The organism is Microlunatus capsulatus (assembly GCF_017876495.1).
Taxonomy (GTDB): Bacteria; Actinomycetota; Actinomycetes; order Propionibacteriales; family Propionibacteriaceae; genus Microlunatus; species Microlunatus capsulatus.
Genome location: NZ_JAGIOB010000001.1, coordinates 613208 through 628165, shown reverse-complemented (window position 1 = coordinate 628165; position 14958 = coordinate 613208). Strand labels below are relative to the sequence as shown.

Sequence of the window (14958 nt, the reverse complement as noted above, 5' to 3'; positions counted from 1 at the left end):
GGGCGGGGCCCGCGTCAGCGCCGGGACGCGGCGCCCAGGGTCGCCACCAGCCGCGCGTGCAGCGCGGCCGAGGCCCGCCCCAGCCGGCGGCTCGCGATCCAGGTGGCCCCCACCAGGCCCGACTCGGCGCTCAGCAGCTCCAGCCCCGGGGCGACGCGGGCGGCGAAGCGGTCGCGGACCGGCCCCGGCGTCGCCAGCACCGAGCCGCCGAGGACCACGGGCTCGCCCGGCCGGGGGTCGAGGGTGGCGAGCGTGGCGGCCAGCAGGTCGGCGGCGGCGTCGGCGATCGCGCCGGCCACGGGGTCGTCCTCGGCGTGCCGGCTGACCAGCGGCGCGAACCGCGCCAGCCAGGTGGGCGGGTGCGTGTAGCAGGCCTGCACGAGGTCGAGGTAGCCCCCCGCCCCGGCCTCGGCCAGCACGGCGGCGGTGAGGGGGGTGGGCGGCCGACCCTCGTCGAGCACCTCCAGCGTCGCCCGGACCGCCGCCCGGCCCAGCCAGAAGCCCGAGCCCCGGTCGCCCAGGAGGTACCCCCAGCCGTCCCGCCGGGCGTGCAGCGCGTCCCCGACGACCCGGCCGGCGACGGCTCCGGTGCCGGCGATGATCATGCAGCCCTCGTCGGCCGGGGTCGCCGAGGAGAACCCGACGGCCAGGTCGGAGACCAGCACGGCGGGCGCGTCCAGCCCCGCGGGCAGCGCCGCGGGCAGGAAGGTGGGGTCGGCGGCGGCGACGGACCCTCCCGCGAGCCCGACGACGGCGCCGCGGACGGTGCCGTCCAGCCCGGCCAGGGCGCGCTCGGCCGCCCCGCGGATCTCGGCCGCCGAGCCCGCGACGCCGACGAGGTTGGGGTTGCCCGGGCCGCCCGAGGCGACGGCGAGCACGTGGCCGTCGAGGTCGACCACGGCGACCCGGGTGGAGGTGCCGCCGACGTCCGCGCCGAGGACCAGATCGGCCATCAGGAACGCTCCTCCTCGGCCTCGAGAGCCCGAATGTGTCGGCGGTGTTGCAAGTTCGTGCAAGTTCTAGCCCACATACTGCAAAACTCGCGCATCTGTGTTTGAGTGTCGGTACTTCGACGGGGCGAGAGGAGTCCGGTGCAGCGCCTTCGCAGAGCTCCTGCGTGTCGCCGTCCGCGACGCCGTCCCCGCCGGCCCGGTCACCGAGACCACGCTACCCACCACGTCCCCGGCGCGCTCGCGCCCACCGGCGTGGCGGCGGCGCCGAGAGGGCGCCCGCAGGGTGGAGTGGGGCACCGGGACCCGGTGGGTCACGCGCACCGTCCGGTCACCTCCCCGCGGTCCAGTCCCGCACACCGATGAAAGGCAGCACATGGACACCTCACGAACCCTGCAGCGCCGGCACTTCCTGCGCATCGCGCTGACCGCCGCCGCCCTCACCCCGGTGGCCGGGGGACTGGCCTCCTGTGCGGCCGGTGGCGGCGAGCCCGCGGCCAGCTCGGGCCCGACCGGCGCGGTCTCGGCCGAGAACCCCTTCGGCGTGGCCGACGGCTCCACCGTCGACGCGGTCATCTTCAACGGCGGCTACGGCACCGACTACGTCACCTTCGCGGCGACGAAGTTCAAGGAGGCGCACCCGAACGCGACGGCGAAGGTCTCGCCGTCGACCCAGATCGCCCAGGAGCTGCAGCCCCGCTTCGTCGGCGGCAACCCGCCCGACCTGATCGACAACTCCGGCGCCAACGCGATCGGCATCAGCACGATCGTCGACCAGCTGGAGGACCTCACCTCGGTCATCGACGCCCCGAACCTCGAGGGCACGACGATCCGCGAGACCCTCTACGACGGCGTCGTGGAGCCGGGCACCTTCGACGGCAAGTTCGCCGCCCTGAACTACGTGCTCACGGTCTACGCGCTCTGGTACTCGGCGTCGCTGTTCGAGGAGAACGGCTGGACCCCGCCCAAGACCTGGGACGAGGCCTACGAGCTGGGCACCAAGGCCAAGGAGAAGGGCAAGTACCTCTTCGCCTGGGGCAAGGAGGCGGCCACCTACTACCAGACGCTCGCCATCGCGTCGGCCATCAAGGAGGGCGGCGACGAGGTCCGGCTGGCGCTGGAGAACCTGGAGCCCGACTGCTGGTCCAAGCCGGCCGTCCAGTCGGTGTTCGAGGGCATGAAGAAGATCATCGACGCCGGCTACTTCAAGCCGGGTGGCTCGGGCACGCAGTTCACCGCGGCGCAGGCCCAGTGGAGCAACGACCAGGACGCGGTCCTCTACCCCTCGGGCAGCTGGATCGAGAACGAGATGAAGGACCAGACCAAGTCCGGCTTCGACATGACCGGTGCGGCCGAGCCGACCGTCACCTCGGGCAGCTCGCTGCCCTACGAGGCGCTGCACAGCACCGCCGGCGAGCCGTTCGTCGTGCCCTCGCAGGCCGCGAACGTGGCCGGCGGCAAGGAGCTGCTGCGCGTCATGCTCAGCAAGGACGCGGCCACCAACTTCGCCAAGGAGCTGCTGGCCCCGACGATCGTCAAGGGCACGGTGCCCGCCGACGGCTTCGGCTCCACCGCGCTGGTCAGCCAGACCACGCTGCTGGAGGCGGCCGGGACCAACATCTTCTCCTGGCAGTTCGTCGACTACTACGGCCTGAACACCGACCAGCTCGTCGTCTGGAACACCTTCCTCGACGGCAAGTCCGACGTCGCGACCCTGACCAAGGGCCTGCAGGGGATCACGGACAAGGTGGCGAAGGACGACTCGGTCAAGAAGATCGAGGTGAAGTGACCGCGGTCGTCACACCGCTGCAGCCGGGCAGGGGCGCCGCCGTCCCTGCCCGGCCGCGCCGGCGGAAGCTGACCCTGGACCGGGTCAGCTTCATGCTGGTGTTCCTCGGGGTGCCGCTGGCGATCTACGTGATCTTCGTGGTGTCGCCGTTCCTGCAGGCGGTGTACTACTCGCTGACGAGCTGGAGCGGGTTCACCCCCACCCAGACCTTCGTCGGGCTGGACAACTACACCCGGGTGCTGACGGACTCGATCTTCCTGCGGGCCATGCGGAACAACATCATCCTCGTGGTGGTGCTGCCGCTGGTGACGATCGTGCTGGCCCTGGCGCTGGCGTCCCTGCTCACCGTCGGCGGCAGCAGCCGCGGCCAGACCCGGGGGCTGAAGGGCTCGGACTTCTACCGCGTCGTCTCCTTCTTCCCCTACGTCATCCCGGCCATCGTCATCGGCATCATGTGGAGCCGGATCTACGACCCCAGCGCCGGCATCCTCAACGGGCTGCTGACCCGGGTCGGCGTCGACAGCGCCGCCTCCTTCCCCTGGCTGGGTGACGAGCGGACGGCCATGCCGGCCACGATCTTCGTCATCGTCTGGGGCTTCGTGGGCTTCTACATGGTGCTGTTCGTGGCCGCCATCAAGGGCATCCCGGCCGAGATCTTCGAGGCCGCCCGCATCGACGGCGCCGGCCGGCTGCGGACCGCGGTCAGCATCACCGTCCCGCTGATCCGCGACAACGTGCAGACGGCCTACGTGTACATGGGCATCCTCGCCCTCGACGCGTTCGTCTACATGGCCGCGCTGAACCCCGGCGGCGGGCCGAACAACTCGACCCTGGTGATGTCGCAGCAGCTGCTGACGACGGCGTTCACCAAGGGCCAGTTCGGCGTGGCCTGCGCCATGGGCGTCGTCCTCGCGGTGGTCACCCTGGCCTTCTCCGGCCTGGTGTTCCTCGTGAACCGCCTGCTCGGCGGCAAGGAGGAGACCCGGTGACCGCCACCCAGCTCGACCAGCCCCGCACCGACGACCGGTCCGACCCGCCGCGGCGGCGCAGCCAGGTCCCGGCGGGGGAGAAGGTCTTCGGCGGCGTCTCGCACGGGGTGCTCGTCCTGTGGTCGCTGATCGTCGTGCTGCCGCTGCTGTGGACGTTCATGACGTCGTTCAAGACGACCAGCCAGATCTTCTCGTCCCCCTTCACGTTCCCGACGTCGTTCAACTTCGTCAACTACGTGAACGCCTGGACCACCGCCGGCATCGGCAGCGCGTTCCTCAACACGATCATCGTCGTGGGCTCCGCGCTGGTGCTGGTGATGATCCTCGGCGCCATGTGCGCCTACGTGCTGGCCCGGTTCTCGTTCCCCGGCAACCGGCTCGTCTACTACGCGATGCTCGCGGGGCTGACGTTCCCGATCTTCCTCGCCATCGTGCCGCTGTTCTTCACCCTGAAGAACTTCGGGCTGCTCAACACGCTGCCCGGGCTGATCATCACCTACGTGGCGTTCGCGCTGCCGTTCACGGTGTTCTTCCTGTTCTCCTTCTTCAAGACCCTGCCGGACGAGATCGCCGAGGCGGCCGCGCTGGACGGGGCGGGGGAGTGGAAGACGTTCTTCCTCGTCATGCTGCCGATGGCGAAGAACGGCCTCACCTCGGTGCTGATCTTCAACTTCCTCGGGTTGTGGAACCAGTTCCTCATCCCGGTAGCGCTGAACACCAACGTCGCCAACTACGTGCTGTCGCAGCGGATGGCGTCCTTCGCCTCCCAGGCGGGCTACGCCGTCGACTTCGGCGCGCTGTTCGCGGCCGTGGTGATCACCGTGACGCCGGTGCTCGTGGTCTACGTGATCTTCCAGCGCCAGCTGCAGGGCTCGGTGTCCCAGGGCACGTCCAAGTAGCCGCACCCCAGGGCTCACCGCGACGCCCCGTCACCCCTCCGGGTGGCGGGGCGTCGTCGTGCCCCGGGGTCGTCGGCGTGCGCGGGCCGGGGTGCGGGGCCGCGGTCAGCGGACGAGGGCGCGGTCGCCCGCCGGGGCGCCCAGCCAGCGCCAGGCCAGCTGCACCACCCGGACCGTGAAGACGACGAGGGCGAGGTTGCGCACCGTGGTGACGACGGTCGCGGCGACCACCATGGGGTGTCCGAGGCGGCCCAGCAGGCCGTCGTAGAAGAGCGGGTAGACCAGGTGCGTGAGCAGGGCCAGCACCAGCAGGAAGGCGGCCAGGCCGCGCATCTGCGAGCGCTCGGCGGGCGTGCCGTACCGGGCCAGCAGCAGCAGGCCGGCCATCGGCCCGCCCAGCCACAGCAGGTACTGCGGGCTGAGGGTCTTGTTGGTCACCGTCATCACCGCGACCGTGGCCAGCACCACCAGGCCGACGGCCATCGCGCCGGGGGCCGGGTTGCGGAAGGCGCGCAGGTAGAGGGCCACGATGACGACGAGCCCGGCGACGGTGGCGGCGGTGGCGACGCCCAGCCAGAGCGCGACCGAGGGCCCGAAGATCTCGTACGCCTGGTACTTGGAGATGTCGACCAGCCAGCGGCCCGGCGCGAGCGCGCGGGCGACCATCACCGGCGTCGCCCAGACCGACTCGATCTGCAGGCCGCGGTCGGACTGCCAGGTGAGCGGGGAGACGAGCCGCGACCAGCCGCCGGCGACGAGGCTGACCGCCGCCAGCCCGAAGCCGACGCCGACGAACGCCCAGCCGGCCGGCTTCCGGTCGGCCCGGTGGGCCAGGAAGGCGGGGATCAGCAGCGCCGGCCACAGCTTGAGCGCGGCACCGAGCCCGGTCAGCGCACCGGTGACCCAGGGCCGGCGCCGGGCCGCCAGCAGCGCGCCTCCCGCGAGCACGGCCGGCAGCACGTCGAAGCGCAGGTAGGACAGCGGGCCGATGAGCAGCACGAAGGCCAGCCAGAAGTCGGCCGCCCCGGTGTGCCGGCGCCCGGCCACCCGGTACAGGGCCAGGGTGAAGGCGGCGTCGAGCGCGAGCATGAAGACGATGAACGCGACCAGGTAGCCCACCCGGTTGCCGCCGGTGGCCCCGTAGGGCAGCCAGAGCAGCCAGGTGACCGGCGTCGGGTACTCGTTGAGCGTCCGCTCGAGGCCGACGTCGAAGAGGGCGCGGATCTTGCGGTGGTAGTAGAAGACGTCGCCGACGACGAAGCGCTCGAACAGCGCGAGCACGCCGAGCACCGCCAGCCGGGTGAGGACCCAGGCCAGGGCCAGCGTCGGCCCGCCTCGCCGGGCGTCCCACCAGGCGGCCAGCCGGTGCAGGGGGCCGGCGGGACCCGGTCGGGTGGGGGCAGGGGCGTTCGCAGACACAGCAGCTTCCCGTCCGGGGTCAGGGGGCGGTGAATCTACCACCGCGGACCCCTCCGCGCGGGGCGCGCGAGCGGGCGCTCGGGCGCGTCCCGACGCCGCGGTCAGGGCCGCTGGTCGACGAGCCGCTGGGCCTGCTCGGGCCAGAACTCGCCGGCCGGCGGCTCGCCGGGCCGGCAGCTGCCGTCGGAGGCGCCCGGCTCCTTGACCCAGAGCAGGGCGACCGCCAGCGCCCGGTCCGGACCGGTCCGCGGGTTCTCCCCCAGCGCGGCGCCGGGCGGGTTGCACCAGGCGTCGACGCCCTCGGTGGCCGCCGGCGCCCCGCGCCCGTTGCGCGAGACGTCGACGACGAACTGGGCGTCGTCGAGCAGCGCGGACAGCCGCTCGCCGTAGGCGACGCTGGCGTCGGTGGTCTGGAAGTTGGCGACGTTGAGGCTGAACCCGTCGGCGCGCCCGACCCCGCTCGCCCGCAGGGCGTCGGCGAGCGCGTCGAGGTCGCCGACCCAGCCGGCGTGCCCGGCGTCGAGGTAGACCCGGGTGCCGGGCCGCTCGGCGAGCACGTCGACGGCGCGGCCGAGCAGCGCGTAGACGCCCGCGGCGTCCGCCGGGCTGCCGCACGTCCCGCTGAGGGCCTGGGCCACCGCGTCGGGCTCCAGCACCACCAGCGCCGGCCGGTCGCCGATCCCGGCGGCCAGCCGGCCGACCCAGGCGAGGTAGGCGTCGGCGTCGGCCGAGCCCCCGGCGGAGTAGGAGCCGCAGTCGCGGCCGGGCCGGTGGTAAGCGACCAGCACCGGCAGCGCGGCCTCGACCTCCGCGGACTGCGTCACCCGGACGGCCTCGTCGAAGGGGTCGTCGGTCTGGCCGGCCAGCCAGGTGGCCACCGGCTGGCTCGTCACCGCCTCGACGGCGGCGTCGGCGGCCGGTCCGACGCGAGCGCGCCAGGCGTCCGCCTGCTGCGCCGCCGTCGAGCGCGGGTCCACCCACAGCCGGGCACCGGCGAGCGGGTTGGCGGGCTGGGAGCCGGCGCCCGAGCCGCAGCCGGACACGGCCAGCAGCAGGGCGAGCAGCAGGGCGAGGGTGAGGGCGACGACGAGTCGGGGGCTCCCGGCACCCTCGACCCCGATCGCCGACGGGCGGGTGCGGCGGGGGTCCACGGGGTCCAGCATGGACCAGCGGGTGGTGCCGGTGGGGTGGACGGGGCCGGTGGGCCTGTGCGTGGAGGGCTCCGGACGCAGCAGAGGCGGGCGTCTCCGCCCGCCTCGTCGGCGCCCCCGGCAGGATTCGAACCTGCGCCACCGCCTCCGGAGGGCGGTGCTCTATCCCCTGAGCTACGGGGGCCGGATCCGGTGGTGACCGGCGTCCAGCCCGTCTGGGCCGAAGAGAAATGTACCAGTGTCCCGAGCCCGACCGCGCCACCGGACCGTCCAGCCCGCGGCGCGCCGCCGCCGGGCTGGATCCGGTCTGGCACGCTCGACATCGTGACCCACACCCACGTCGCCGGCTCGATCCACGCCGACGCGACCTCCCGCGCCCCGGGGTGGCTGGCGCTGCCCGACGACGTCAACGCGCTGCTGCCGCGGCTGTGGAGCCGCGGCGTCCGCAAGGACGAGGACGGCGTGCTCACCGTCGCCGGGGTCGGCGTCACCGAGCTGGCCGAGCGGTGCGGCACGCCCGTGTACGTCGTCGACGAGGACGACCTGCGCGCCCGGGCCCGTACCTTCGCCGAGGCGTTCGCCGGCTGGGAGGTCTACTACGCCGCCAAGTCCTTCCTCTGCACCGCGGTCGCCCGCTGGGTCAGCGAGGAGGGGCTGGGGCTCGACGTCTGCACCGGCGGGGAGCTCGCGGTGGCCCAGCGCGCCGGCGTCGACCTCTCCCGGGTGGGCCTGCACGGCAACAACAAGAGCCTGGACGAGCTGCGCCAGGGCCTGACCGCCGGCGTCGGGCGGATCATCGTCGACTCCTTCGACGAGGTCGCGCGGCTCTCCGCCCTGGCGGCCGAGCTGGAGGTCCGGGCCCGGGTGATGGTCCGGGTCACCACCGGTGTCGAGGCCCACACCCACGAGTACATCGCCACCGCCCACGAGGACCAGAAGTTCGGCTTCTCCATCGCCGGCGGCCAGGCGGCCCGCGCGCTGCAGGCCTGCCACGACGCCGAGTGGCTGGACCTGCGCGGCATCCACTCCCACATCGGCTCGCAGATCTTCGAGCCCGACGGCTTCGAGGTCGCGGCCCGGCGGACGCTGCGGCTGCACGCCGAGCACGCCCGCGCCACCGGCGTCGAGCTGCCCGAGCTCGACCTCGGCGGCGGCTTCGGCATCGCCTACACCAGCGCGGACAGCCCGGCCGACCCCTTCGTGCTGGCCGCGGCGCTGCGCCGCATCGTCGAGGCCGAGTGCGCGGGCCTCGGGGTGGCGGTGCCGCACCTCTCCATCGAGCCCGGCCGGGCGATCAGCGGGCCCAGCGCCTTCGCCCTCTACCGGGTGGGCACCGTCAAGCAGGTGCTGCTGGACGGCGGCACCAGCCGCACCTACGTCGCCGTCGACGGCGGGATGAGCGACAACATCCGCACCGCGCTGTACGCCGCCGAGTACTCCGCGACGCTGGCCGACCGCCGCTCCGACGCGCCGCCCGCGCTCTCCCGGGTGGTCGGCAAGCACTGCGAGGGCGGCGACATCCTCGTCCGCGACGAGTTCCTGCCGGCCGACGTCCGGCCCGGCGACCTGCTCGCGGTGCCCGCCTCGGGCGCCTACAGCCGCTCGATGGCCAGCAACTACAACCACGTGCCGCGGCCGCCGGTGGTGGCCGTCCGCGACGGCGAGATCCGCACCCTCATCCGCCGCGAGACCGTCGAGGACCTGCTCGCGCTCGACGTGGGCTGAGCCCGCCGGTCCCGGCGGCCCGCCACAGGGCGGACAGAACATTCGTGGCGCCGGGGCCGATGGGGGAGAATAAGTCGCCGCCGGCCTGTCCTGGCCGTGAGAGATGCAGGTGAGGACCTCCGTGACGATGACCAGCGCGACACCGACGGGTGTCCTCCGAGGCGACGGCGCGGTGCTCGCGACCGGGCCGGAGACCTCGCCGGACGGCAGCACCGCCACCACGCTGCGGGTCGCGCTGCTCGGCTGCGGCGTCGTCGGCTCCGAGGTGGCCCGGCTGCTCACCGAGCAGGCGGTCGACCTGCAGGCCCGCGTCGGGCGCCCGCTGGAGCTCGTCGGCATCGCCGTCCGCCGGGGGAACCGGCCGCGCCCCGGCATCGACCCGGCGCTGTTCACCACCGACGCCGAGGCGCTCGTCGCCCGGGCCGACGTCGACCTCGTCATCGAGGTGATCGGCGGCATCGAGCCCGCCCGCTCGCTGATCCTCACCGCGCTCGGCCACGGCGCCTCGGTGGTGACGGCCAACAAGGCCCTGCTGGCCCAGGACGGCGCCACCCTGTTCGCCGCCGCGGCGCGGGCCGAGGCCGACCTCTACTTCGAGGCCGCGGTCGCCGGTGCGATCCCGATCATCCGGCCGCTGCGCGAGTCGCTGGTCGGCGACGAGATCACCTCGGTGATCGGCATCGTCAACGGCACCACGAACTTCATCCTCGACAAGATGGACACCGACGGCGCGGGCTTCGGCGACACGCTCACCGAGGCCCAGGAGCTCGGCTACGCCGAGGCCGACCCGACCGCCGACGTCGAGGGCTTCGACGCCGCCGCCAAGGCCGCCATCCTGGCCAGCCTCGCCTTCCACACCCGGGTCACCGCGGCCGACGTGCACCGCGAGGGCATCACCGAGGTCACCTCCACCGACATCGCCTCGGCCAAGGCGATCGGCTGCGTCGTCAAGCTGCTGGCCATCTGCCAGCTCTCCGACGAGGCCGAGGGGGAGCGCACCGTCTCGGTCCGGGTGCACCCGGCGATGATCCCGCGCAGCCACCCGCTCGCCGGCGTCGGCGGCGCCTACAACGCCGTCTTCGTCGAGTCCCGCTCGGCCGGCCGGCTGATGTTCTACGGTCCCGGCGCCGGCGGCTCCCCGACGGCCAGCGCCGTGCTCGGCGACCTCGTCACCGTCGCCCGCAACCGCGTGCGCGGCGCCGTCGGACCGGGGGAGTCCAGCTACGCCGCCCGTCCCGTGGCCAGCATCGGCACGGTGACGACCCGCTACCACCTCTCCCTCGAGGTGGCCGACGTCGCGGGCGTGCTGGCCCGGATCGCCCAGGTCTTCGCCCAGCACGACGTGTCGATCCAGACCGTCCGCCAGAACGGCCGGGGCGAGGACGCCCAGCTGGTCGTCGTCACCCACCGCGCCACCGACGCGGCGCTCAGCGCCACGGTGGCCTCCCTCCGGGAGCTCGACATGGTGCGCGACGTGACCAGCGTGATGCGAGTGGAAGGTGAGTGACATGTCCGACGCCGCCCTGCAGGTGCGCCCCGCGACGACGGCCCGGGGGCTGATCGCCCGGTACCGGGAGTGGCTGCCGGTCGCCCCGGACGGCCCCGTCATCACCCTGGGCGAGGGCAGCACGCCGCTCGTCGAGGCCGTGGCGCTCTCGGAGCTGCTCGGCTGCTCGGTCTTCGTCAAGGTCGAGGGCGCCAACCCCACCGGCTCGTTCAAGGACCGCGGGATGACGGTGGCCGTCAGCATCTCCGCCGCCGAGGGCGCGCAGGCGGTGGTCTGCGCCTCCACCGGCAACACGTCGGCCTCCGCGGCCGCCTACGCGTCGCGGGCCGGGATGCTGCCCATCGTGCTGCTGCCCGCCGGCCGCATCTCCACCGGCAAGCTGGCCCAGGCGATCGTGCACGGCGGCAAGGTCGTGCAGGTCGACGGGAACTTCGACGACTGCCTCGACCTGGCCCGCCGGCTGGCCGACAGCTACCCCGTCGCGCTGGTGAACTCGGTCAACGACAACCGGCTCGAGGGCCAGAAGACCGCCGCCTTCGAGGTGGTCGACGACCTCGGCGACGCCCCCGACCTGCACGTGATGCCCGTCGGCAACGCGGGCAACATCTCCGCCTACTGGCGCGGCTACCGGCAGTACGCCGAGGCCGGCCGAGCCACCCGGACCCCGCGGATGTGGGGCTTCCAGGCGGCCGGTGCGGCTCCGCTGGTGCTCGGCCACCGGGTGCTGCAGCCCGACACCGTGGCCAGCGCCATCCGGATCGGCAACCCCGCCTCGGCGCACCTGGCCCGCGAGGCGCGCGACGACTCGGGCGGGCTCATCGACTCCGTCACCGACGACCAGATCCTCGACGCCCAGGCGCTGCTGGCCAGCCGGGAGGGCATCTTCGTCGAGCCCGCCTCCGCCGCGGGCGTCGCCGGCCTGCTCAAGAAGCACGCCGCGGGCGAGCTGGACCCGGGGCAGCAGGTCGTCGTCACCGTCACCGGCCACGGCCTCAAGGACATCGACACCGCGCTGACCCGCTGGACCCCGCTGCAGGCCGAGGTCGTCGCGGCCGAGCTCGAGTCCGTGGCCGCGGTCTGCGGCCTGCGCGGCTGACGCCGGGGTGAGCACGCTGGAGCCCGGCCGACGGGTCACCGTCGAGGTGCCGGCCACCAGCGCCAACCTCGGCCCCGGCTTCGACTGCTTCGGCCTGGCCCTGTCCTGGCGCGAGCAGGTCGAGCTGACCGTCACCGACGGCGGCTTCGGCGTCGACGTGACCGGTGAGGGTGCCGACGCGGTGCCGCGGGACGAGTCCCACCTCATCCTGCGCTCGACGCTGCGCGGGCTCGCCGACCTCGGGCACGCCGTCCCCGGCCTGCGTCTGCGCTGCCACGGCACCATCCCGCACGGCCGCGGCCTCGGCTCCTCCTCGGCGGCCATCGTCGCGGGCCTGCTGGCGGCGTCGGGTCTGGTGCACGGGGTGCGGGAAGAAACGGCCACGAGCCGGCGTTGGACCCTCCAGCACGCCGCCGCGATCGAGGGCCACCCCGACAACGTGGCGGCCGCGGTCCACGGCGGGTTCGTCCTGGCCTGGACCGGCCCCGAGGGGGTCGAGGTCGCCGTCAGCCCGGTGCACCCCGACGTCGCCGCCACGGTCTTCGTGCCGTCGACACCGGTGGCCACCAAGGCAGCCCGCGGCCTGCTGCCGCCCGCGGTCCCGCACCGCGACGCCGCCCGCAACGCCGGGCGGGCCGCCCTGCTGGTGCACGCGCTGGCCGTCGACCCCGGCCACCTCCTGGCCGGGACCGCCGACTGGCTGCACCAGGACCAGCGACGACCGGCGATGCCGGACTCGTGGACGCTGATGCACCACCTGCGCGGCCTCGGCCACGCCGCGGTCATCAGCGGCGCGGGGCCGACGGTGCTGGTGCTCGGCCGGCCCGCCGAGCTGGCGGGCCTGGAGGCCCGGCCCCTCGGGTTCCGGCGCGTCCCGCTGACCGTCGGCGCGGGGGCGTCCGTCACGGCCGTCCAGGGCTGAACGGGCACGGCGCACCGCGCCCGCGCGGGTGTGCCGCGAAGACGGGGGACAGTGCTAGCCTTTCTGTGCCGCAAGGCCAGGGGAACCACAGGGAGCCAGCAACTCCCAGGTAACGGTTCGGGGCCAGGCACCGCCGCAAGAGCAGGCGCGGCTCGGATGACGACGTGCAGCACTCGTGCTCCTGCGGAGTCTCCCGCCACATCATTTCCCTCCGCCACGTCGCCAGGACGTGGGGAGAACTCAGCACTCACGCCTCGTGGGAACGCACTCCGAGGTGGGGATCGGGCACACCGGTGCCTGTTCCGAAAGGAAACACGTTGACTGACATCGCCGAAGTGACGAGCGACGCGCCCGCCGAGGGTGCCGCTCGCAAGCGCCGGGGCTCCGGCCTGGACTCGATGGTCCTGCCCGAGCTCAAGCAGCTCGCGGGCTCGCTCGGTCTCAAGGGCACGGGCGCCATGCGGAAGGGCCAGCTGATCGAGGCCATCCAGTCCGCCCAGGGAGGCTCCGCCCCCGCCGCGCGCGACAGCGCGCCGGCCCAGAACGGCGGCGGCAACGGCGAGCGCCGGGTCTCCCGCCGCGCGGCCGGGCCGCCCACCACCACCACCGAGAGCGACCGCTCCGACGTCGCCGCCGCGCTCAGCGACCTGCAGCGGGCCCCGCGCGAGGAGATCGCCCGCGTCGAGGAGGGCGTCCGCTCCGAGCCCGCCGCCCCGGCCCGCACCGAGGCCCCCGAGGTCCGCAGCCGGCCCGAGCAGGGCGACGGCGGCCAGGGCTCCGACGACGACGCGAACGGCCGGGACGGCGGCGAGCGCCGCCGGCGCGGCCGCGACCGCGACCAGAACCGCGACGGCCAGCAGGCCCGCGGGGACCAGCAGGCCCGCGACGGCCAGCAGGGCCAGCAGAACCGCGACGGCCAGCAGGGCCAGCAGAACCGCGACGGCCAGCAGGGCCAGCAGAACCGGGACGGCCAGCAGGGCCAGCAGGGCCGCGGTGACCAGCAGGGTCGTGGCGACCGTGACGGCCAGCAGCAGCGCGGCGACCGCGGCAACAACCGCAACGACCGGGGCGGCGACAACCGGGGCAACGACAACCGCGGCGGCAACGACCGGGGCAACGACAACCGCGGCGGCAACGACCGGGGCGGGAACGACCGCAGCGAGGCCCCCGGCAACGACTGGGACGACGACGGCGGTCGCCGTGGTCGTCGTCGTCGCAGCCGCGACCGGCAGAACCGGCGCACCGGCCGCAACGGCTCCGGCGGCGGCTCCGAGCGGTTCGAGTCCGACCCCGTCGTCTCCGACGACGACGTCCTGGTGCCCGCCCGCGGCATCATCGACCTGCGCGACAACTACGCCTTCGTCCGCACCTCCGGCTACCTGCCCGGCTCCGAGGACGCCTACATCGCGCTCTCCACGGTCAAGAAGTTCGGCCTGCGCAAGGGCGACATCGTCACCGGCATGATCCGGGCGCCCAAGGACGGCGAGCGCAAGGAGAAGTTCGCGCCGCTGGTCAAGCTCGAGACGGTCAACGGCGGCGACCCCGAGGACGCGAAGAACCGCGTCGAGTTCGGCAAGCTGACGCCGCTGTACCCGCAGGAGCGGCTGAAGCTGGAGACCGGGCCCACCAACCTGGTCGGCCGGATCATCGACCTCGTCGCCCCCGTCGGCAAGGGCCAGCGCGGTCTGATCGTCTCCCCGTCCAAGGCCGGCAAGACGATGATCATGCAGTCCATCGCCAACGCGATCAGCCAGAACAACCCCGAGGTCCACCTCATGGTCGTGCTGGTCGACGAGCGTCCCGAGGAGGTCACCGACTTCCAGCGCGCCGTGCAGGGCGAGGTCATCGCCTCGACGTTCGACCGTCCGGCCGACGACCACACCACGGTCGCCGAGCTGGCCATCGAGCGGGCCAAGCGCCTGGTCGAGGCCGGCCGCGACGTCGTCGTGCTCCTCGACGGCATCACCCGCCTGGGCCGCGCGTACAACATCGCGGCCCCGGCCAGCGGGCGCATCCTCTCCGGTGGTGTGGACTCTGCGGCGCTCTACCCGCCGAAGAAGTTCTTCGGCGCCGCCCGCAACATCGAGCACGGCGGCTCGCTCACCATCCTCGCCACGGCGCTCATCGAGACCGGGTCGAAGATGGACGAGGTGATCTTCGAGGAGTTCAAGGGCACCGGCAACATGGAGCTCCGGCTCCGCCGTGAGTTCTCCGAGAAGCGCATCTTCCCGGCCATCGACGTCGACGCCTCGAGCACCCGGCGCGAGGAGCTGCTGATGAGCCGCGAGGAGCTGGCCATCGTCTGGAAGCTCCGCCGCGTGCTGTCGGGCCTGGACAACCTGCAGGGCCTGGAGATGCTGCTGGACCGGCTGCGCAAGACGCAGAGCAACGCCGAGTTCCTGATGGCGATCACCAAGTCCGTCCCCAGCTGAGCAGTGCCGCCGACGCCCGGGCCCGCGGAATATCCGCGGGCCCGTGGCGTTGGAGTTTGTGTCGCCGCGGAGATCTGCG

At 73.5% G+C, this 14958-nt stretch carries 11 protein-coding genes and 1 tRNA gene; 8 read left to right on the top strand and 4 right to left on the bottom strand.

Translation table 11 applies throughout. The features are described from left to right. Nucleotides 1-14: 14 nt before the first annotated feature. Nucleotides 15-953, bottom strand: coding sequence for an N-acetylglucosamine kinase (locus JOF54_RS02890; protein WP_210052830.1), 939 nt, complete (start codon nt 951-953; stop codon nt 15-17). Nucleotides 954-1326: 373 nt separating this feature from the next. On the opposite strand from JOF54_RS02890, the gene ngcE reads away from it, so the two are divergent. The 3 genes from ngcE to JOF54_RS21725 are packed head-to-tail and all read left to right on the top strand — an operon-like array spanning nt 1327 to nt 4627. Next, nucleotides 1327-2739: an N-acetylglucosamine/diacetylchitobiose ABC transporter substrate-binding protein gene (gene ngcE / locus JOF54_RS02885; RefSeq protein ID WP_210052828.1), complete on the top strand. Its 1413-nt coding sequence runs from the start codon at nt 1327-1329 to the stop codon at nt 2737-2739. After that, nucleotides 2736-3728 carry a carbohydrate ABC transporter permease gene (locus tag JOF54_RS02880; protein ID WP_307803767.1) on the top strand — a complete coding sequence of 331 codons (993 nt, stop codon included), beginning with the start codon at nt 2736-2738 and terminating at the stop codon, nt 3726-3728. Before ngcE ends, JOF54_RS02880 begins: the two co-directional genes overlap by 4 nt. After that, nucleotides 3725-4627, top strand: a complete 903-nt coding sequence (locus tag JOF54_RS21725; protein WP_307803766.1) for a carbohydrate ABC transporter permease — start codon at nt 3725-3727, stop codon at nt 4625-4627. The genes JOF54_RS02880 and JOF54_RS21725 overlap by 4 nt, the downstream gene beginning before the upstream one ends. A gap of 105 nt (nt 4628-4732) precedes the next feature. On the opposite strand, the gene JOF54_RS02870 is transcribed toward JOF54_RS21725, so the two are convergent. The 3 genes from JOF54_RS02870 to JOF54_RS02860 form a co-directional block, all read right to left on the bottom strand. Then, the gene (locus JOF54_RS02870) at nt 4733-6046 is read right to left on the bottom strand and encodes a glycosyltransferase 87 family protein (protein ID WP_210052826.1); all 1314 of its coding nucleotides are present in this window, start codon (nt 6044-6046) and stop codon (nt 4733-4735) included. 101 nt (nt 6047-6147) lie between these two features. Further along, nucleotides 6148-7209 carry a glycoside hydrolase family 6 protein gene (locus tag JOF54_RS02865; RefSeq protein ID WP_210052823.1) on the bottom strand — a complete coding sequence of 354 codons (1062 nt, stop codon included), beginning with the start codon at nt 7207-7209 and terminating at the stop codon, nt 6148-6150. Nucleotides 7210-7309: 100 nt separating this feature from the next. Then, nucleotides 7310-7381: transfer RNA gene (locus JOF54_RS02860), tRNA-Arg, on the bottom strand. Nucleotides 7382-7521: 140 nt separating this feature from the next. Between JOF54_RS02860 and lysA the strand changes: the two genes are divergently transcribed. The 5 genes from lysA to rho all read left to right on the top strand — a co-directional run bounded on the left by lysA (nt 7522) and on the right by rho (nt 14879). Further along, nucleotides 7522-8922: a diaminopimelate decarboxylase gene (gene lysA / locus JOF54_RS02855; RefSeq protein WP_210052821.1), complete on the top strand. Its 1401-nt coding sequence runs from the start codon at nt 7522-7524 to the stop codon at nt 8920-8922. Between the two features lie 127 nt (nt 8923-9049). Continuing rightward, on the top strand, nt 9050-10429 hold the full coding sequence (locus JOF54_RS02850; RefSeq protein ID WP_210052819.1) for a homoserine dehydrogenase: 1380 nt from the start codon (nt 9050-9052) through the stop codon (nt 10427-10429). 1 nt (nt 10430) lies between these two features. Continuing rightward, nucleotides 10431-11525, top strand: a complete 1095-nt coding sequence (thrC, locus tag JOF54_RS02845; protein ID WP_210052817.1) for a threonine synthase — start codon at nt 10431-10433, stop codon at nt 11523-11525. A gap of 7 nt (nt 11526-11532) precedes the next feature. Further along, nucleotides 11533-12447, top strand: a complete 915-nt coding sequence (gene thrB / locus JOF54_RS02840) for a homoserine kinase (RefSeq protein ID WP_210052816.1) — start codon at nt 11533-11535, stop codon at nt 12445-12447. A gap of 317 nt (nt 12448-12764) precedes the next feature. Continuing rightward, nucleotides 12765-14879, top strand: coding sequence for a transcription termination factor Rho (gene rho / locus JOF54_RS02835; protein WP_210052813.1), 2115 nt, complete (start codon nt 12765-12767; stop codon nt 14877-14879). The last annotated feature ends 79 nt before the right edge of the window (nt 14880-14958 follow it).